The 14,438-nt window shown below is 71.5% G+C and carries 15 protein-coding genes; 9 read left to right on the forward strand and 6 right to left on the reverse strand.

The genetic code is table 11. From position 1 onward, the window contains the following. Nucleotides 1-62: 62 nt before the first annotated feature. Together GQQ95_RS01390 and GQQ95_RS01395 are read right to left on the reverse strand one after the other, a co-directional pair. A complete protein-coding gene (locus GQQ95_RS01390) occupies nt 63-611 on the reverse strand; it encodes a dihydrofolate reductase family protein (RefSeq protein ID WP_170296921.1) in 549 nt (182 codons plus the stop codon). A gap of 53 nt (nt 612-664) precedes the next feature. Next, nucleotides 665-1,549 carry an alpha/beta fold hydrolase gene (locus tag GQQ95_RS01395; protein ID WP_170296922.1) on the reverse strand — a complete coding sequence of 295 codons (885 nt, stop codon included), beginning with the start codon at nt 1,547-1,549 and terminating at the stop codon, nt 665-667. A 143-nt stretch (nt 1,550-1,692) separates the two neighbouring features. On the opposite strand from GQQ95_RS01395, the gene GQQ95_RS01400 reads away from it, so the two are divergent. Together GQQ95_RS01400 and GQQ95_RS01405 are read left to right on the forward strand one after the other, a co-directional pair. Further along, nucleotides 1,693-2,217, forward strand: a complete 525-nt coding sequence (locus tag GQQ95_RS01400; RefSeq protein ID WP_157425833.1) for a DUF2243 domain-containing protein — start codon at nt 1,693-1,695, stop codon at nt 2,215-2,217. Continuing rightward, nucleotides 2,217-3,062 carry a cytochrome c oxidase assembly protein gene (locus GQQ95_RS01405; RefSeq protein ID WP_157425834.1) on the forward strand — a complete coding sequence of 282 codons (846 nt, stop codon included), beginning with the start codon at nt 2,217-2,219 and terminating at the stop codon, nt 3,060-3,062. Before GQQ95_RS01400 ends, GQQ95_RS01405 begins: the two co-directional genes overlap by 1 nt. Here the strand turns inward: GQQ95_RS01405 and GQQ95_RS01410 are convergent. Beyond that, nucleotides 3,046-4,110: a winged helix DNA-binding domain-containing protein gene (locus GQQ95_RS01410; RefSeq protein WP_157425835.1), complete on the reverse strand. Its 1,065-nt coding sequence runs from the start codon at nt 4,108-4,110 to the stop codon at nt 3,046-3,048. The two genes, GQQ95_RS01405 and GQQ95_RS01410, sit on opposite strands and share 17 nt — an antisense overlap. Nucleotides 4,111-4,173: 63 nt before the next feature. Between GQQ95_RS01410 and GQQ95_RS01415 the strand changes: the two genes are divergently transcribed. From GQQ95_RS01415 to GQQ95_RS01425, 3 genes are all read left to right on the forward strand, one after another. Then, nucleotides 4,174-4,488: a hypothetical protein gene (locus GQQ95_RS01415; protein WP_157425836.1), complete on the forward strand. Its 315-nt coding sequence runs from the start codon at nt 4,174-4,176 to the stop codon at nt 4,486-4,488. A 79-nt stretch (nt 4,489-4,567) separates the two neighbouring features. Then, the gene (locus tag GQQ95_RS01420) at nt 4,568-5,071 is read left to right on the forward strand and encodes a hypothetical protein (RefSeq protein WP_157425837.1); all 504 of its coding nucleotides are present in this window, start codon (nt 4,568-4,570) and stop codon (nt 5,069-5,071) included. A gap of 22 nt (nt 5,072-5,093) precedes the next feature. Next, nucleotides 5,094-5,603 carry an ASCH domain-containing protein gene (locus GQQ95_RS01425; protein ID WP_157425838.1) on the forward strand — a complete coding sequence of 170 codons (510 nt, stop codon included), beginning with the start codon at nt 5,094-5,096 and terminating at the stop codon, nt 5,601-5,603. A gap of 76 nt (nt 5,604-5,679) precedes the next feature. Here the strand turns inward: GQQ95_RS01425 and GQQ95_RS01430 are convergent, their stop codons facing one another. Beyond that, nucleotides 5,680-6,153 (reverse strand): cupin domain-containing protein, encoded by a 474-nt coding sequence (locus GQQ95_RS01430; protein WP_157425839.1) that lies wholly within the window; start codon nt 6,151-6,153, stop codon nt 5,680-5,682. Between the two features lie 103 nt (nt 6,154-6,256). Here GQQ95_RS01430 and GQQ95_RS01435 point away from each other — a divergent pair, with 103 nt between their 5' ends. Beyond that, on the forward strand, nt 6,257-6,715 hold the full coding sequence (locus tag GQQ95_RS01435) for a hypothetical protein (RefSeq protein ID WP_157425840.1): 459 nt from the start codon (nt 6,257-6,259) through the stop codon (nt 6,713-6,715). On the opposite strand, the gene GQQ95_RS01440 is transcribed toward GQQ95_RS01435, so the two are convergent. After that, nucleotides 6,648-9,080 carry an HAD-IC family P-type ATPase gene (locus tag GQQ95_RS01440; protein ID WP_157425841.1) on the reverse strand — a complete coding sequence of 811 codons (2,433 nt, stop codon included), beginning with the start codon at nt 9,078-9,080 and terminating at the stop codon, nt 6,648-6,650. The genes GQQ95_RS01435 and GQQ95_RS01440 overlap by 68 nt on opposite strands. Nucleotides 9,081-9,118: 38 nt before the next feature. Continuing rightward, on the reverse strand, nt 9,119-10,291 hold the full coding sequence (locus tag GQQ95_RS01445) for an ROK family protein (protein WP_157425842.1): 1,173 nt from the start codon (nt 10,289-10,291) through the stop codon (nt 9,119-9,121). Between the two features lie 146 nt (nt 10,292-10,437). Here GQQ95_RS01445 and GQQ95_RS01450 point away from each other — a divergent pair, with 146 nt between their 5' ends. The 3 genes from GQQ95_RS01450 to GQQ95_RS01460 are packed head-to-tail and all read left to right on the forward strand — an operon-like array spanning nt 10,438 to nt 14,176. Next, nucleotides 10,438-11,478, forward strand: a complete 1,041-nt coding sequence (locus tag GQQ95_RS01450; protein WP_157425843.1) for a hydroxyacid dehydrogenase — start codon at nt 10,438-10,440, stop codon at nt 11,476-11,478. A gap of 2 nt (nt 11,479-11,480) precedes the next feature. Continuing rightward, entirely contained in the window at nt 11,481-12,845 is a 1,365-nt protein-coding gene (locus tag GQQ95_RS01455; protein ID WP_157425844.1) for a sulfatase family protein, read from the forward strand. A 59-nt stretch (nt 12,846-12,904) separates the two neighbouring features. Next, entirely contained in the window at nt 12,905-14,176 is a 1,272-nt protein-coding gene (locus tag GQQ95_RS01460; RefSeq protein WP_157425845.1) for an extracellular solute-binding protein, read from the forward strand. Nucleotides 14,177-14,438: the final 262 nt, after the last annotated feature.

The following is a 14,438-nucleotide window of genomic DNA, read 5'->3' on the forward strand; positions in this document are numbered from 1 at the left end:
CGACCGGCGGCGGGCGGATGTCGCGTGGCCGGCCGAACGGCGCGGCTGTCGGTGGGTGACGCCTAGGTCGACGGATGTCGCGGGGCCGGCGCGTACCGGGCGGCGATGATGCCCGACTCGTATGCCTCGACGCCGAGCAGGGTGAACCCGACCGGGTGCGGCGAGCGCAGCCGGATCTCGCTCCCGTCCCCGCCGACCATGAACGGGTGGATGCCGGCGTGTACCTCGTCGACGAGGCCGGCGTCGACGAATTCGGCGGCGAGACCGCCGTACCCGTGCGAGATGATCGAGTCGTACCGGTCGCGAAGGCCGCGCACCGCCTCGGCGACGTCGCCCTCGATGAGCGTCGCATTCCAGTCGAGCGGCCCCGTCAGCGTCGTCGACGCGACGTACTTCGGCAGCGCGTTGTAGTGCGCCGCGAAGCCGCGGTCATCGGTCTGCTTCGGCCAGTACTCGCGGAAGAACTCGTAGCTCTCCCGGCCGAGCAGCACGGCGTCGGCGCCGAACACGAGCCGGTCGCTCGCCCGCTGCAGGCCCGGGTCGTTCTCGTCGAACCAGTGCTCCATCTGGTCGAACACCCCGTCGAGCGTCATCTCGAATGAGATCGTCACGGTTCCCATGCCTTCCAGCATGCGCCTCAGGAAGGCCGGATGTCACGCATCCCTTACTCCGTCGACGCGATGGCCTCGACGACCCTGCCCCAGGCCGCAGGCGGCAGCTCGTGCCCGCCACCGGGGATCGAGACGAACGAGGACCCGCGGATGTCGCGCGCGAGCGCCTCCCCGTTGGGCATCGGGAACACGGGGTCCGCGGTGCCGTGCACGACGGTGGTCGGCACGTCGATGTCACCCAGTCGCTCGCGCCAGCGGGGGCCGGGATCGACGGTGTCCGGGCCGCCCTCGTCGCGGTGCATGTCGGGTGAGCGGCGCACGGTGTCGTCCCAGATTGCGCGATCGTGCTCCTCGTCGAACTCGTCGCCGGCGTAGTCGCGATCGACGGCGACGTGGTACTCGACGATCGCGGACGGATCGCCCCAGTCGGGCTCGGGCAGCGGGTTCGCCCAAGCCTCCTGCATGCGGTCGACCGCGCCGGGCAGGTCGGGATCGGCCTCGAACATCGTGGGGCTCGTCGAGACGAGCGTGAGCGCCCGGACCCGGTCGGGGTGGTCGAGGGCCGCCAGCTGGCAGACCCACCCGCCGGCCGAGAAGCCGACCCAGTGCGCATCGCGGGCGCCGTCATCGGCGGCATGGGCAGCGTCGAGCACCGCGATCGCGTCGTCGAGGGCGACCGGCAACCCGTCGCGCCGCGGTGGCGGGCCCAACGTGGTCTCCCCCATGCCGCGCTGGTCGTAGCGCACCACCCGGAACCCGCGAGCGACGATCAGGTCGCAGAACCCGGGCCGCCACCAGTCCATCGACGACTCCCCGCCGGCGACGAGCAGCACGAGCGGATGCCCCGCCTCGCCGATCACCTCGGCGGCGAGCACGGCCCCGTCGGGTCGTGCGACCCGCAACGGGCGCACGTCGGGTCGCGACATCCGATCGGCCATGCGTCCAGCATGCCCCCGGATGGAACCCTCGCCAAAGGCCCTGTGGCCCCGGGACGGGCCGGAGCCACTCGCCGCGGGTAGCAGATGTCGTCGCGGCAGTCCACTCCATTCACGGATGCCGCGGAGACGGCGAGACTCCCGCCATGGCTTCCATCGAGTCCCGCGCATCCGTGTCCGTCGTGCATCCGTCATGGTCGGCGCGCGCCGATCGGTCCGCCGTGAACGCGTGGTCGGGCGTGCTCTTCGGGGTGGGCGCCGTCGCGTTCATCGACGAGACCGTGTTCCACCAACTGCTGCACTGGCATCACTTCTACGACCTCGGCACGCCCGACCTCGGACTGGTCTCCGACGGGTTCTTCCACGCCCTCAGCTGGTTCGCGACGATCGGCGGCCTGTTCCTCCTCGCCGACCTCCGGCGGCGGCGCGCCCTCTGGTGGACGCGATGGGCGGGCGGGGTGCTGCTCGGCGCCGGCGCGTTCCAGCTCTACGACGGCACCGTGCAGCACAAGCTGCTCGGCATCCACCAGATCCGGTACGTGGAGGACCTGCTCCCCTACGACGTGACCTGGAACCTGCTCGCCGTCGCCATTATCGTCGCCGGCGCAGCGATGCTGGTCGCCACCCGTGCGAGCCGAGCGCGCGCCCGAGACAACGCGAGCGAGGCCTGATGCTCGTGCCGGCCGAGGCGGTCGCCCCCGTCACGCCGCACGACCTGCACGGCTCCGGCGGCGGCCCGACCCTCGAGCTCATCGTCGTCATCGCGGCCGCCGCGGCGATCGCGGCCTATGCCGGCGCGGTCGTGGTCTCCCGCCGGCGCGGGCGCCCGTGGCCCCTGTCGCGGATGGTGCTCTGGTCGGCCGGTGTCGTGGCGGCCACGGTCGCCGTCGTCGGCCCGCTGGCGTCGGCCACCCACGAGAGCTTCGTCGCGCACATGTGGTCGCACCTGCTGGGCGGCATGCTCGCTCCACTGCTCCTCGTGCTCGCGGCCCCGGTCACGCTCGCCCTCCGCACCCTCGACGTCACGCCGGCGCGGCGTCTCTCCCGGCTGCTGCGCAGCCTTCCCGCGAGGTTCGTCGCGCATCCGGTGACCGCGCTCGCGCTCAGCGCCGGGGGCCTGTGGCTGCTCTACGTCACGCCGCTGTTCGAGGCGATGCGAGCCGACCCGCTGCTGCACCTCATCGTGCACGCGCACCTGCTCGCGGCCGGAGCGATCTTCACGGCGGCGATCGTGGGACTCGATCCCCGGCCGCATCCGTACGGCCCGGTGCTCCTCGCGGTCGTGCTCGCCGCATCCCTCGCCTCGCACGGGATCCTCGCCAAGTTCCTGGCCGCGCACCCTCCCGGCTCGGTCACGCCGGCCGAGGCCCAGGCGGGTGCGCAGCTCATGTTCACCGCGGGCGCCTGGATCGAGGCCGCGATCATCGTGATCTTCTGCGCCCGCTGGTACCGCGCCGCCGCCCCGGACCGGTCGCCACGGCGCGTACGACCCTCGTCGCTCAGCCGTCGAACGTGACCTTCGCCTCGAGGCCGAGGAACTCGCCGTAGCGATCCGCCGCATCGCGGATCGCGCCGGTCTCCCGAGCGGTCAGGGAGCGGTACGGCCGCACCGAGAACCTGACCGAGGCCGCCGTGAGCGACCGCTTCATTGCGGCGACGAGCTGCGCGTCGACGAGGGCCATGCCGATCGCCGTCTCGCGCGCCCTCGGCACCACGCCGTCGGCGTCGAGGACCCAGCGGGAATCCTGGTAGCCCCGATACATCTCGTCGAGCACCTGCAGCAGGTGTCCTTCTGGCTCGGCGGATGCCGTTACCTCGCCGCCCGCGTGCCAGTAGGTGCGCCCGTCGTGCTCGAAGGACTCGAGACGGTCTTCGACCGCCGCGATGCCGCGACGCACGTCGGTCACGGTCAGGGTGGCCCAGTACGCGAGGTCGCGATCGGTCGCCGGCCCGTGCGAGGTGAAGTACCGCAGGGCGATCTCGGCGAGCGCCTCGTCCCGCTCGGGACGTCGTGGTTTCGGCACGCGATCCGCGAACAGGGCATAGGTGTGCTCGCCGTCGCGCGGGGCGCCGCTGCACACGATGCCGAGCACCTCGAGCCGGCCGAGCACCAGCATGAGCTGGTGGCCGGTGAGCTCCTCCCCGCGCTCGGCGAGCGCCGCGGCCAGGTCCGAACGCGTGCGGTCGGGCGATTCGGCGAGCGTCGACGCGACCACGTCTCCGAGCGCGCCCAGCCGATCGGCGATGGGCTGGAGCTGCTGCTCGAACACCGGCATCACGCGGGGCCCCGTGAGGTCCTGCAGCCACTGCACGTCATCGGCGCCGACGTAGTGCCAGGTCGAACGCAGCACGTGGGTGCGCAGCACCCGACCCTCGGCGAGCGCCTGCGCGAGATCGTCGGGTCCGGGCACGGCGCTCCGCGTCGCGACGGCCCATGCCGACTGCGACGGGTTCTCGGCCTGGACGGCCGTGAGCGCGCGAACGACCTGCTCGGCGGAGCCGGTGGGCGCGGCGAGCCGTTGCGAGTGCAGGCGCCAGCGGGCGACGTCGCGATCGGTGATCATGCCTCGAGCGTATGACGGCGGGCACTAGCCTTGGCCGAGGCGAATCACGAGAGGCAGTGCTGAGTGAGTGGAGATCGGGCGACGCGTCGCATCGAGCTGACCCTGCATCGACCGTGGTACGCGCTCCACTGGGGCGTGCGGCCCACGCTCGTGATCGCCGAACGCGGCCAGCCGGCGCAATGGGGCATCGGCACCTGGCAGGTGCCGGCCGACGAGCCGGTGCGCGTCGGCGTGTACCTGTTCAACCGGGTCTGGCGCTTCGGGCAGGCGGAGTTCGACCTCGAGCCGCAGCATCCGCCCGCGCTCGTCTACCGAGCCCCCGCGCTGCCCTTCCTGCCCGGCCGGCTTCGCACGCCGCAGGCTCCGACGGCGCCGTAGGGCGGCTCACTCCGGTCGACTCTTGTGTCCGACCCGCGCGGGCTGGCACCATGGCGGCATCCCTACGCCTGGAGGCCGCATGTCCGAGACCCTCGACCGCGCACCGGGCACGGAGCTCGCGACGCTTCCGGGCGCGGCCGTGATCCGGCGCATCCGCCGCCTGCTGATCTGGGCGGGCGTCACCGCGCTGGTCTACGGCACGGTGGTGACGGCGTCGAAGGGCGGATGCCCCGGTGGCGTGACGAGCGACGGCGGATACCTCGACGGCAACGGCGAGCCGACGAGTGTCGTGCCGCAGTGCGTGACCATGACGCTCAAGCCCACGGGGCTCGTCTTCGTCTTCATCGGGCTCATGGTGATCTGGTCGATCACGCGGGTGCTCCGCACGTCCGAGCAGGCGGCGGCGATCAGGATCCTCGATCGTGCGGCAGTCGTCATCGTGGCGGTGACGGTGGCGTGGGCCGTCATCAGCATGGTGTCGTTCCTGTCGGTCCCGCTCCAGCAGTGGGACGGCACTGAGCCGTTCACTCCCGGCTTCATCTTCGGGAACGTCGAGATCGTGCGCACGCCGCTGCAGCCGTAGTCACTCCTGCGAGACTTGCTCCATGGAGAATCCCGCCGCCGAGAACGCCCCCGTCGATCGTGCTGCGGCCGAGCAACTCTGGGAGGCGTACCGCGCAGCGCACCCCGATCGAGCGACCGACGCCGAGCCGCCGTCGATCGAGCAGTTCGGCGACCATCCCGAGCTCACCGATGAACTCCTCGACCTCGTGGTCGCGGGCACCAAGCGGGCGACCGCCGGGCTCGTCGCCGAGTTCGAGGCGGAGGCGCAACCCCTGCCGCGCGTCGGAAGCCACTGGATCGCCTGCGACTCGACCGGCCGCCCTCGCGCGATCCTCCGCAGCACCGAGCTCCGCATTGCGGTGCTCGACGAGGTCGACGAGTCGTTCGCCTACGACGAGGGCGAGGACGACCGCACGCTCAGCTCATGGCGCGACGGCCACACCCGCTACTGGATGCGGTCCGCCGCGCGACTCGGCTTCGAGTGGACGCCGGAGCACGAGATCGTGCTGGAGCGATTCGCCGTGGTCTGGCCCGCGGAGGTCGCCGACTGAGCCCCCGCGACCCCGTGGGCGGGAGGCGCGCCGTCCACAGGGCGGTCCTGAACCGCAGCGGCCTCCAGGGCACGGCTCAGGCGTGCTGGTCGGGCTGCCCCTCTTCGGGCTCGACCGCCCAGGCGGGCGGCTCGTCGACGCCCGACTCCTCGTCGCGGTCGGCGTCCTCCTTCGTGGCCTGCACGATGCCGGCCGCGTGGTGCACGGGCGCGTAGACGACGTAGAGCCGCATCGGCTCATCACCGATGTTCTCCACGTCGTGCCACGTGCCGGCGGGCACCTGGATGCTCCAGCCGTCGGAGACCTCCTGCTGGATGGGGAGGTCGTCCTCCGACGGCCCCATCTTCACCCGGCCGCGGCCGGCATCGAGACGCAGGAACTGGTCGGTCTCGGGGTGCGCCTCGAGCCCGATCGACTCGCCCACGGGAATCGACATGAGCGTCACCTGCAGGTACTTGCCGCTCCATGCGACGGTGCGGTACGTGTCGTTCTGCTTCGTGGCCGACTCGAGGTCGAACACGTTCGGCTTGGGTCCGTTGTCGATGCTCATGCCTTGAAACTATGCCCGGATGCCACGCGGCGGCCAGCCCTTGCGCACCCCGAACGCCTCATGCAATGCCCTGCCCGGCATCACCTCGGCTAGGGTCGCCGGTATGAGCGACGCGTCCGACGCCACAGCCCCGGAGCCCGGGGGAACCCGCCGCGGAACGCGCCGTCCCCCGCCGGAACTCGTCGTCGCCGTCGTGCTCGGGTACCTCAACGGCGTCGCGTTGATCCTGTCGGGCATCGTGCTGATGTTCAGCCGCTACCTGCCCGACGCGACCGAGACCGAGCGGTTCGTCATCACCATCATCGGCGCCTGCATCGTGCTGCTCGGCCTGTTCATGATCACCATCGCCGCCGGGCTGACCCGCGCCCGGCGCGACGCTCGGGTGCTCGTCACCGTGCTGCTCGGCATCGCGATCGCGCTCGACGCCGCGGCGCTGGTCGCCTCGCCCGATCAGTGGTTCGTCATCGCACAGGTCGTGCTCGCGGCATCCGCCGTCACGGTGTTGTGGACGGGTCGAACCGCGCGGTTCTTCTCACATACCGAAGGTGCACGAACCGGATGACCTCGATCGCCGCGATGCTCACGACCGAGACGACGAGCACGAGCGCGGCAGTGACGATCGACGGGTCGACGAACACCAGGAACTGCGTCGCTATGGGCACGGAGTAGACGAGGATCAGGCCGAGCATCATCGAGCCGATGATGAGGATCTTCCACCCGTCGATCGGGCGCGAGAGCACCGTGAGGATCCAGAGGCCGATGATCGTCAGCAGCAGGGTCGACCCGGTTCGCAGCTCGTCCTCTCCGATGCCCGCCTGCGTCGCGAGCCAGCTGTAGGCGAACACCGCGAGCGCAACGACCACGCCGGCGGGGATCGCGAAGCTCAGCGAGCGACGCAGGAACCCGGGCACGTAGCGCCGGGCATTCGGCATGAGGGCGAGGAAGAAGGCGGGCAGGCCGATCGTGAGGCCGTCGACGATCGAGAGCTGGCGCGGCAGGAATGGGAACTCGAGCACGAACGCCCCGAACAGGACCGCGAGTCCGGTGGCCCAGACGGTCTTCGTGAGGAACAGCATCGAGACGCGTTCGATGTTCGCGATGACCTGGCGCCCCTCGGCGACGACGCGCGGCAGGTGCGAGAACCGTCCGTCGAGCAGCACGATGCGGGCGACCGCCTTCGTCGCCGCGGCACCCGACTCCATCGCGATGCCGATGTCGGCCTCCTTGATCGCGAGCGCGTCGTTGACGCCGTCGCCGGTCATCGCGACGGTGCGCCCGGCCTCCTTCAGCGCGATGACGATGGCCTTCTTCTGCTGCGGCGTCACGCGGCCGAACACGAGATGCCGCTCGAGGACCTCGGCGAGCGCGGCCGGATCCTCGGGCAGCTGCCTCGCGTCGAATCCGGTAGGCGCGTCGAGGCCGACGCTGCGCGCGATCGCCGCGACGGTGTCGGGGTTGTCCCCCGAGATGATGCGCACCGCGACGCCCTGGGCGGCGAAGTACGCGAGCGTCTCGGCGGCATCCGATCGGATGCGCTCGCGGAAGGTCACGAGCGCGACCGGCTCGAGGTCGCCGGGCAGGGATTCGGCGTCCTCGTCGAGCGGCTCGCGACCGTGCGCGAGCACGAGGGTCCGCAGTCCGGATGCCGCGAGCGCGCGAACCTCGCCCGCGAGCCGGTCGTCGGGGAAGACCATCTCGGGCCCGCCGAGCACCCAGCTGCCCGCGGCATCCGTGCCCGCGGCATCCGTGCCCTCGGCGAAGGCGACGGCGCTCCACTTGCGTGCCGACGAGAACGGGATGCGCGCGACGGGCGCCGCGGACGGCGTCTCGTCGTAGGGCTCGGCGAGGCAGCGGGCGGTGGCGTTCGCGTCGGGATCGCTGCCGTACCAAGCCAGGACGCGGCGCCATCCGGCCGGCCCGCCGTCGATCGCGGCCGCAGCGCCGAGCGGATGCTCCGCGTCGAAGACGATGCTGCCCTCGGTCAGCGTGCCCGTCTTGTCGAGGCAGATGAGGTCGACACGGGCGAGGCCCTCGACCGCCGCGAGTTCCTGCACGAGCACCTGCTGGCGGGCGAGCTTCACCGCGCCGACGGCGAACGCGATGCTCGTCATGAGCACGAGCCCGAGCGGGATCATCGCGACGAGCGCCGCGATCGTGTTGACCGCCGCCTGGCGCCAATCGCCCGACTCGATGGCCTGCTCCCACCCGCCGAACACGAACATCTGCGCGTTGAATACGAGCAGCGCGATCGGGCCGACGATCCAGCTCACGACCTTCAGCACCTTGTCGATCGAGGAGCGCAGCTCGCTCGCCACGAGCGAGAACTTCTTCGCCTCGACGGCCAGCTTGTTCGCGAAGGAGTCGGCGCCGACCCGCACGACGACCGCATCCGCCTCGCCGGCCATGACCACCGACCCCGAGAGCACCTCGTCGCCCGCCAGCTTGTCGACCGCGTCGGACTCGCCGGTGAGCATCGACTCGTCGAGCTGCAGGTGAGCGGATGCCACGACGCGCGCGTCCGCCGGAACCTGGTCGCCCGCGCGGAGCACGAGCACGTCGTCGAGCACGACCTCGGCGACCGCGATCTCCGACACGTCGCCGTCGCGACGGACCCTGGCGCGCGGCGCATGCAGGAGGGCCAGCTTGTCCAGCGCCGCCTTCGCCCGGAACTCCTGCACCGACCCGATGATCGTGTTCGCGACGGCGCTGATGCCGAAGAGGGCGTCCTGCCAGCGGCCGAGCAGCAGCAGCACGAGGAAGCAGGCCGCGATGATGCCGTTGAACAGCGTGAGCACGTTGGCCCGCACGATGCTCGACACGCTGCGGCTGGACTGCTGGACGAAGGCGTTCGAGCGGCCGTCGGCGGCGCGCTCGGCCACCTCGGCGCTCGTGAGTCCGGTGGGGGTCGCGAGATCCGTGGCCGTCATGTCGGGAGACTACCGCGCGCGCCCGGGTGAGCAGGCGATCAGGCGAGCGCGATCTCGAGGTCGGCTTCGCCGGGCTGCGCGACCTCGGCGGCGAACATCGGCGCCAGGACCTCGTACGCGGCTCCCTTGGCCACCTCCGCCTCGCTGGCCACGACCACGTCGAGCACGGGTGCGGCCGTGTTGCCGTGCTCGAACTCGGATCGGTAGGCGTCGACGACGCCCGTGGAGAGCGCCGGCAGGTCGAGCTCGGGCGCGAACGCGATGATGACCCCCTCCGGGCCGAAGAGCTTGCTCGCATTCGCCACCGCGATGCCGAGTTCTCGCGCGGCATCGTCGAGGACCTGACCGACGATCGCGGAGTCACCGGCGAGCCCCGGCACGCCCCTCCGGGACAGCTCGCGCTCGATGCCCCAGCGGCTTCCCCAGGTCTCCAGGCAGCCGCGGGCTCCGCAGTGACATGGCCGCTCCTCGCCGCCTGCGGCATGCCAGTGGGCGAAGCCTCCGGCCGAGCCGCTGAAGCCGCGGTGGATGCGCCCCTGCACGACCACGGACGCACCGAGGCTCTGCCCGAAGCTGAAGACGACGAGGTCGCGACCCTCGAGCCGTCCGTCGTAAAGCAGGCCCGCCGACGCGAACGCGTTGACGTGGCTGTCGATCACCACGCGGGCGCCGAGCGCGCGAGCGAGCTCCGACCTCAGCGCGACGTCCTCCCACCCGAGGGTGCCGCTATGTCGCACCACGCCGCCGGACTGGTCGACCACGCCGGACACGGCGACGCCGACCCCGACGACCTCGCCGGTGGAATGGCGCTCGGTGACGGCCTCGACGGACCGCACGACGGCGGCGACGGCATCCGGCAGCGCAGTGGAGGCGAGCGGCTCCCGGTGGTCGGCGACGATCTCGCCGGCGAGGTCCACGAGCGCGACGTACGCCTGGCGGGCCGTGAGCCGGACGCCGATGGCGAAGACGGCCGTCCGGCCGAGCGCCAACAGTCGCGCCGGGCGACCCCCGGTACCACGGACGACATCGGTCTCGACGAGCAGTCCGGCCTGGAGGAGTCGCCCGGCGATGCCGGTGATGGTCGCGGCGCTCAGCCCGGTCTGCGCCGCGATGAGGGCCCGGGCGACCGGTCCTCGGGCGCGGACGACGTCGAGCACCAGCGCCTCGTTGATCTCGCGGATCAGCGCCTTGCTTCCCGCACGCAGCTTCATCGCCGTGGTCCTGTCGTATGCCGGGTCATCGTCGCACCCCATTCTGTCGAGTCTGTCGCCCTGTACGGCGAACCCGTCCGTCGGATCACCACATCCTATTACTTCGGTCATTGACAAAACACATTTCTCCGACCTACGCTGCTCGCATGACCGACGACGAAGGCGTTGCCGCCACCGCGCAACCCGTTTCCACCGAACGCGTGCGCATCCTGCTCAGCGTGCCGACGCTCGAGCAGGAGGCCATGTTCCCGGCCGAGACCCGCGCCGCGCTCGCCGACCTCGGCGAGGTCGTCGAACACCAGCCGGGGGAACTCCTCGACCCGTCCCGGTTCCGCGCCGCGCTCGCGGGTGTCGACATCGCCGTCACCGCCTGGGGATTCCCGACCCTGGGCGCCGGTCGGCTCGCCGACGCCCCCGAGCTCCGGTTCGTCATGCACGCGGCATCCTCGATCCGCACCCTGACTTGCGACGACTTCTGGGCCGCCGGCATCCCCGTCTCCCAGGCCGGAGCGGCGATGGCGCCCGCGGTCGCCGAACTGTCGCTCGCCTTCACGATGGCACTTCTTCGTCGCACGCAACGCACCGACCACGCCCTGCGCGGCGGAGGCGACTGGTCGACGGCCCGAAGCATCCCCCGTGCCCGCGAGATCCGGGGAAGCCGAATCGGCGTCATCGGCGCGAGTCGCACCGGTCGCGAGTACATCCGACTCGTCACGGCCCTCGGCGCCGAGGTCCTCGTGCACGACCCGTACCTCCCCGAAGGCGATCCGCTCCGGGCCGCCCAGCGCGACCTCCACGTACTCCTCCGGGAATGCGAAGTGCTCGCCTTGCACGCCCCGGCTACGGCCGAGACCAGGGGCATGCTCGGCGCGGCCGAGTTCGCGCTCATTCGCGACGGAGCGCTCGTGGTCAACACGGCCCGGGCCGAGCTGCTCGACGCCGACGCCCTCTACGAGGAGGTCGCCTCGGGAAGGCTCGACGCCGCGCTCGACGTCTTCGAGGTCGAGCCGCTCGCGGACCGGTGGCGGGCGCTGCCCAACGTCCTCGTCACGCCGCACCTCGGCGGTGCCACGGTCGAGTCGCGCGCCCGGGCAGGCCGGATCGTCGTCGACGAGATCCGCCGGTTCCTCGACGGCGCTCCCCTCCAGTACGCGCTCACGCGAGCCGACCTCGAGCGGATGGGCTGAGCATGCACCGCAACGTCCTGATCATCCACTGCCACGACCTCGGCCGCTTCCTCGGGACCTACGGGGTCGAAACGGTCTCGACCCCGAACCTGGACGCGCTCGCCGCCGAGTCCACCGTGTTCGAGCAGGCCTTCTCGACCGCACCGCACTGCAGTCCCGCGCGGGCGTCGTTGTTCACCGGCACCTACCCGCAGCAGAACGGCGTGCTCGGACTGACCCACGAGCCCTTCGGATGGGATCTCCACGACCCCTCCACCCATGTCGCCCACCGGCTGCGCACGGTCGGATACCGCACCGAACTCGTCGGCGTGCATCACGAATCCAGGACCCTGCCCGATCACGAGGTCGCCGCACGACTCGGCTTCGACCGGGTCCGCACCGGCGGTGACCGCGACATCGTCGCCGAACGGGCCGTCGACGCCCTCGAGGCAGCGGCCGCCGCAGGAACGCCGTTCTACCTGCAGGTCGGCTTCACCGAACCGCACCGCTCGCCGTCGGAGCGCGACCCCGTCGGCGTCATGGGTTTCCTCGGAGACCACGTCGAACCCGACCGCAGCCGCGGCATCACCGTGCCGCCCTTCCTCAGGGACGACGAGGGTGCGCGAACGGAGATCGCCGAACTCCAGGGCGCGGTCCGCGCCATGGACGAGGGGGTCGGCCGCGTGCTCCGCCGGCTCACCGCACTCGGCCTCGACGACAGCACCGTGGTCGTCTTCACCACCGACCACGGGCTCGCCCTTCCGCGTGCCAAGTGCACGCTCTACGACGCGGGAACGGGCGTCGCCCTGCTCGTCCGGGTGCCTGGACGCGAGGGATGGGCCGCACGCCGGATCGATGAACTCGTGAGCCATGTCGACGTCCTGCCCACGCTCTTCGAACTGCTCGGCCTTCCGGACCAGGCCTCCGTCGCCGGCAACAGCCTCGTGCCGGTCGTCGAGACCGGAGCGCATGCCAGGGCGCACGCGTTCGGCCAGCTCAGCTATCACACCTACTACGACCCGAAACGGTCGGTACGATCCCGGACGCACAAGCTGATCGTGAACTTCTCGAACGCTCCTCGGGCGATGGATCCGACGCAGTCGTGGGTGCACCGGAGCCTGCCCGCGGATCTCACCGGACCGACGATCGGCACGAGTGCGGTCGTCGAGCTCTACGACCTCCGTACCGATCCCGAGGAAACGGCCAATGTCGTCGACGACGCGGCGCAACGTGCGGCCTTCTCCGCGCTGGCCGCGGCCCTGCTGGGCTGGATGCGCGACACCCGCGATCCGCTGCTCGACCCGACCCCCGAACCCAGCCGCCACCGGCTCGCGATCGCCACGCTCGAGGAGGCCGCCGCGATCGAGCTGGAACCCGTACTCCCCTGACCCACGAACCCGACCCGGAACCGACGAGGCTTCCGGACCACCAAGAAAGCGAGAACAGCATGACCAGACGACACCTCCGGCTCGCGGCGGTCGCCGCCGCCGGCGCGCTCGCGCTCACCGCCTGCTCCTCGGGCAACGCCTCGACCGCCCCTGCCGCCGACGGCGAGGTCACCGGCGAGGTGACGATGTGGATGTACCCCGTGATCAAGGACGAGGCCGCCAGCAAGGCGTTCTGGGCCGACGCCGAGAAGGACTTCGAGGCCGAGAACCCGGGTGTCGACCTCACGATCGAACTGCAGCCGTTCGCCAAGCGGGACGAGCAGATCTCCGCGGCACTCGCCGCGAACTCTGGCCCCGACATCGCCCTCGTCACCCCCGACATGGCCGCCACCTACCTCAACGTGGGCGGCGTGCTGCCGGTCGACGACGCGATCGAGGACGCCGACGTCTTCTACCCGTCGACGATCGAGGCCGGCACCTTCGACGGCGAGGTCTACGGCGTCCCGATCTTCCAGAACATCGCCACCAACGTCGTCAACACGAAGGTGTTCGCCGACGCCGGACTCGATATCCCCACGACGTGGGACCAGGTGCTCGATGCGGCACCCGTGCTGGCCGAGCAGGGCATCGCCGTGATGGACTACGCCGGCACGACCGAGCAGACGTTGAACCTCTCGTTCTACCCCTTCCTGTGGCAGGCCGGCGGCACCGTCTTCACCGAGGACGGCACCGACGTCGCCTTCGACTCGAAGGAGGGCGTGAACGCGCTCGAGTTCCTCGTCGACCTGCAGGAGATGGGCGGCCTGCCCGCCGACTCGGCGACCGCGTCGATCACGATCGAGGGCTCGCCGTGGGCCGCCGGGAAGGTCGGCATCCACACCAACGGCCTGCCCGCCGAGATCGAGCCCCTGCGCACCGCAGTCGGTGGCGAGGGCGTCGAGGTCGCGCTCCCGTTCGAGGACGAGATCCAGGCGACGTTCGGCAACCCCGGCCTGATGGCACTCACGTCGATCAACAAGCAGGAGAACCGCGAGGCCGCCTACGCCGTGCTGTCGTATCTCTCCTCCAAGGCGTTCCAGACGGAGCTCAGCGTTGCGTCGGGCAACTTCTCGAGCCGCACCGACGTGCCGGCCCCGGGTGAGGGCGCCGACTACGAGACGCTCGAAGCGGCGCTCGAGTTCGCCATCCCGGGCGAGCCGAACCCCGCGGCACGACAGGTCATGGCCGCGCTCGCGCCGTACGTCCAGTCGGCGCTGCGCGGCGAACTCTCCGCCGAGGAGGCCCTCTCGAAGGCGGCCGACGAAGCCCGCGGCATCCTCGACCGGAACTGACACATCCTGGGTCGGGGGGGGGGGCCCCCCGGCCCCCCCCCCCCCCCCCCCCCCCCGGCCCCCCCCCCACCCCCCCCCCCCCCCCCCCCCCCCCCCCCCCCCGCCGCCGGCCCCGGGCGCCCCCCCCCCCCCCCCGGCCCCCCCCCCCCCCCCCCCCCCTCGGTGGTGCGCCCACGGCGCGTCGCCTCGGCGGGGCGGCGCCGCGCGGGCGACGCGTCGCCCCGGCGGGGTAGAACAGCGCAGGTCGGGGCAGGACGAGGCG

It is taken from the genome of Agromyces salentinus (assembly GCF_009749395.1).
Taxonomy (GTDB): Bacteria; Actinomycetota; Actinomycetes; order Actinomycetales; family Microbacteriaceae; genus Agromyces; species Agromyces salentinus.

Coding starts and splice junctions, on each gene's coding strand:
- GQQ95_RS01405 (WP_157425834.1), top strand. CDS start 2,217: ATGCTCGTGCCGGCCGAGGCGGTCGCCCCCGTCACGCCGCACGACCTG.
- GQQ95_RS01445 (WP_157425842.1), bottom strand. CDS start 10,291: ATGAAGCTGCGTGCGGGAAGCAAGGCGCTGATCCGCGAGATCAACGAG.
- GQQ95_RS01410 (WP_157425835.1), bottom strand. CDS start 4,110: ATGATCACCGATCGCGACGTCGCCCGCTGGCGCCTGCACTCGCAACGG.
- GQQ95_RS01440 (WP_157425841.1), bottom strand. CDS start 9,080: ATGACGGCCACGGATCTCGCGACCCCCACCGGACTCACGAGCGCCGAG.
- GQQ95_RS01435 (WP_157425840.1), top strand. CDS start 6,257: ATGAGCGACGCGTCCGACGCCACAGCCCCGGAGCCCGGGGGAACCCGC.
- GQQ95_RS01425 (WP_157425838.1), top strand. CDS start 5,094: ATGGAGAATCCCGCCGCCGAGAACGCCCCCGTCGATCGTGCTGCGGCC.
- GQQ95_RS01455 (WP_157425844.1), top strand. CDS start 11,481: ATGCACCGCAACGTCCTGATCATCCACTGCCACGACCTCGGCCGCTTC.
- GQQ95_RS01400 (WP_157425833.1), top strand. CDS start 1,693: ATGGCTTCCATCGAGTCCCGCGCATCCGTGTCCGTCGTGCATCCGTCA.
- GQQ95_RS01395 (WP_170296922.1), bottom strand. CDS start 1,549: ATGGCCGATCGGATGTCGCGACCCGACGTGCGCCCGTTGCGGGTCGCA.
- GQQ95_RS01460 (WP_157425845.1), top strand. CDS start 12,905: ATGACCAGACGACACCTCCGGCTCGCGGCGGTCGCCGCCGCCGGCGCG.
- GQQ95_RS01420 (WP_157425837.1), top strand. CDS start 4,568: ATGTCCGAGACCCTCGACCGCGCACCGGGCACGGAGCTCGCGACGCTT.
- GQQ95_RS01450 (WP_157425843.1), top strand. CDS start 10,438: ATGACCGACGACGAAGGCGTTGCCGCCACCGCGCAACCCGTTTCCACC.
- GQQ95_RS01430 (WP_157425839.1), bottom strand. CDS start 6,153: ATGAGCATCGACAACGGACCCAAGCCGAACGTGTTCGACCTCGAGTCG.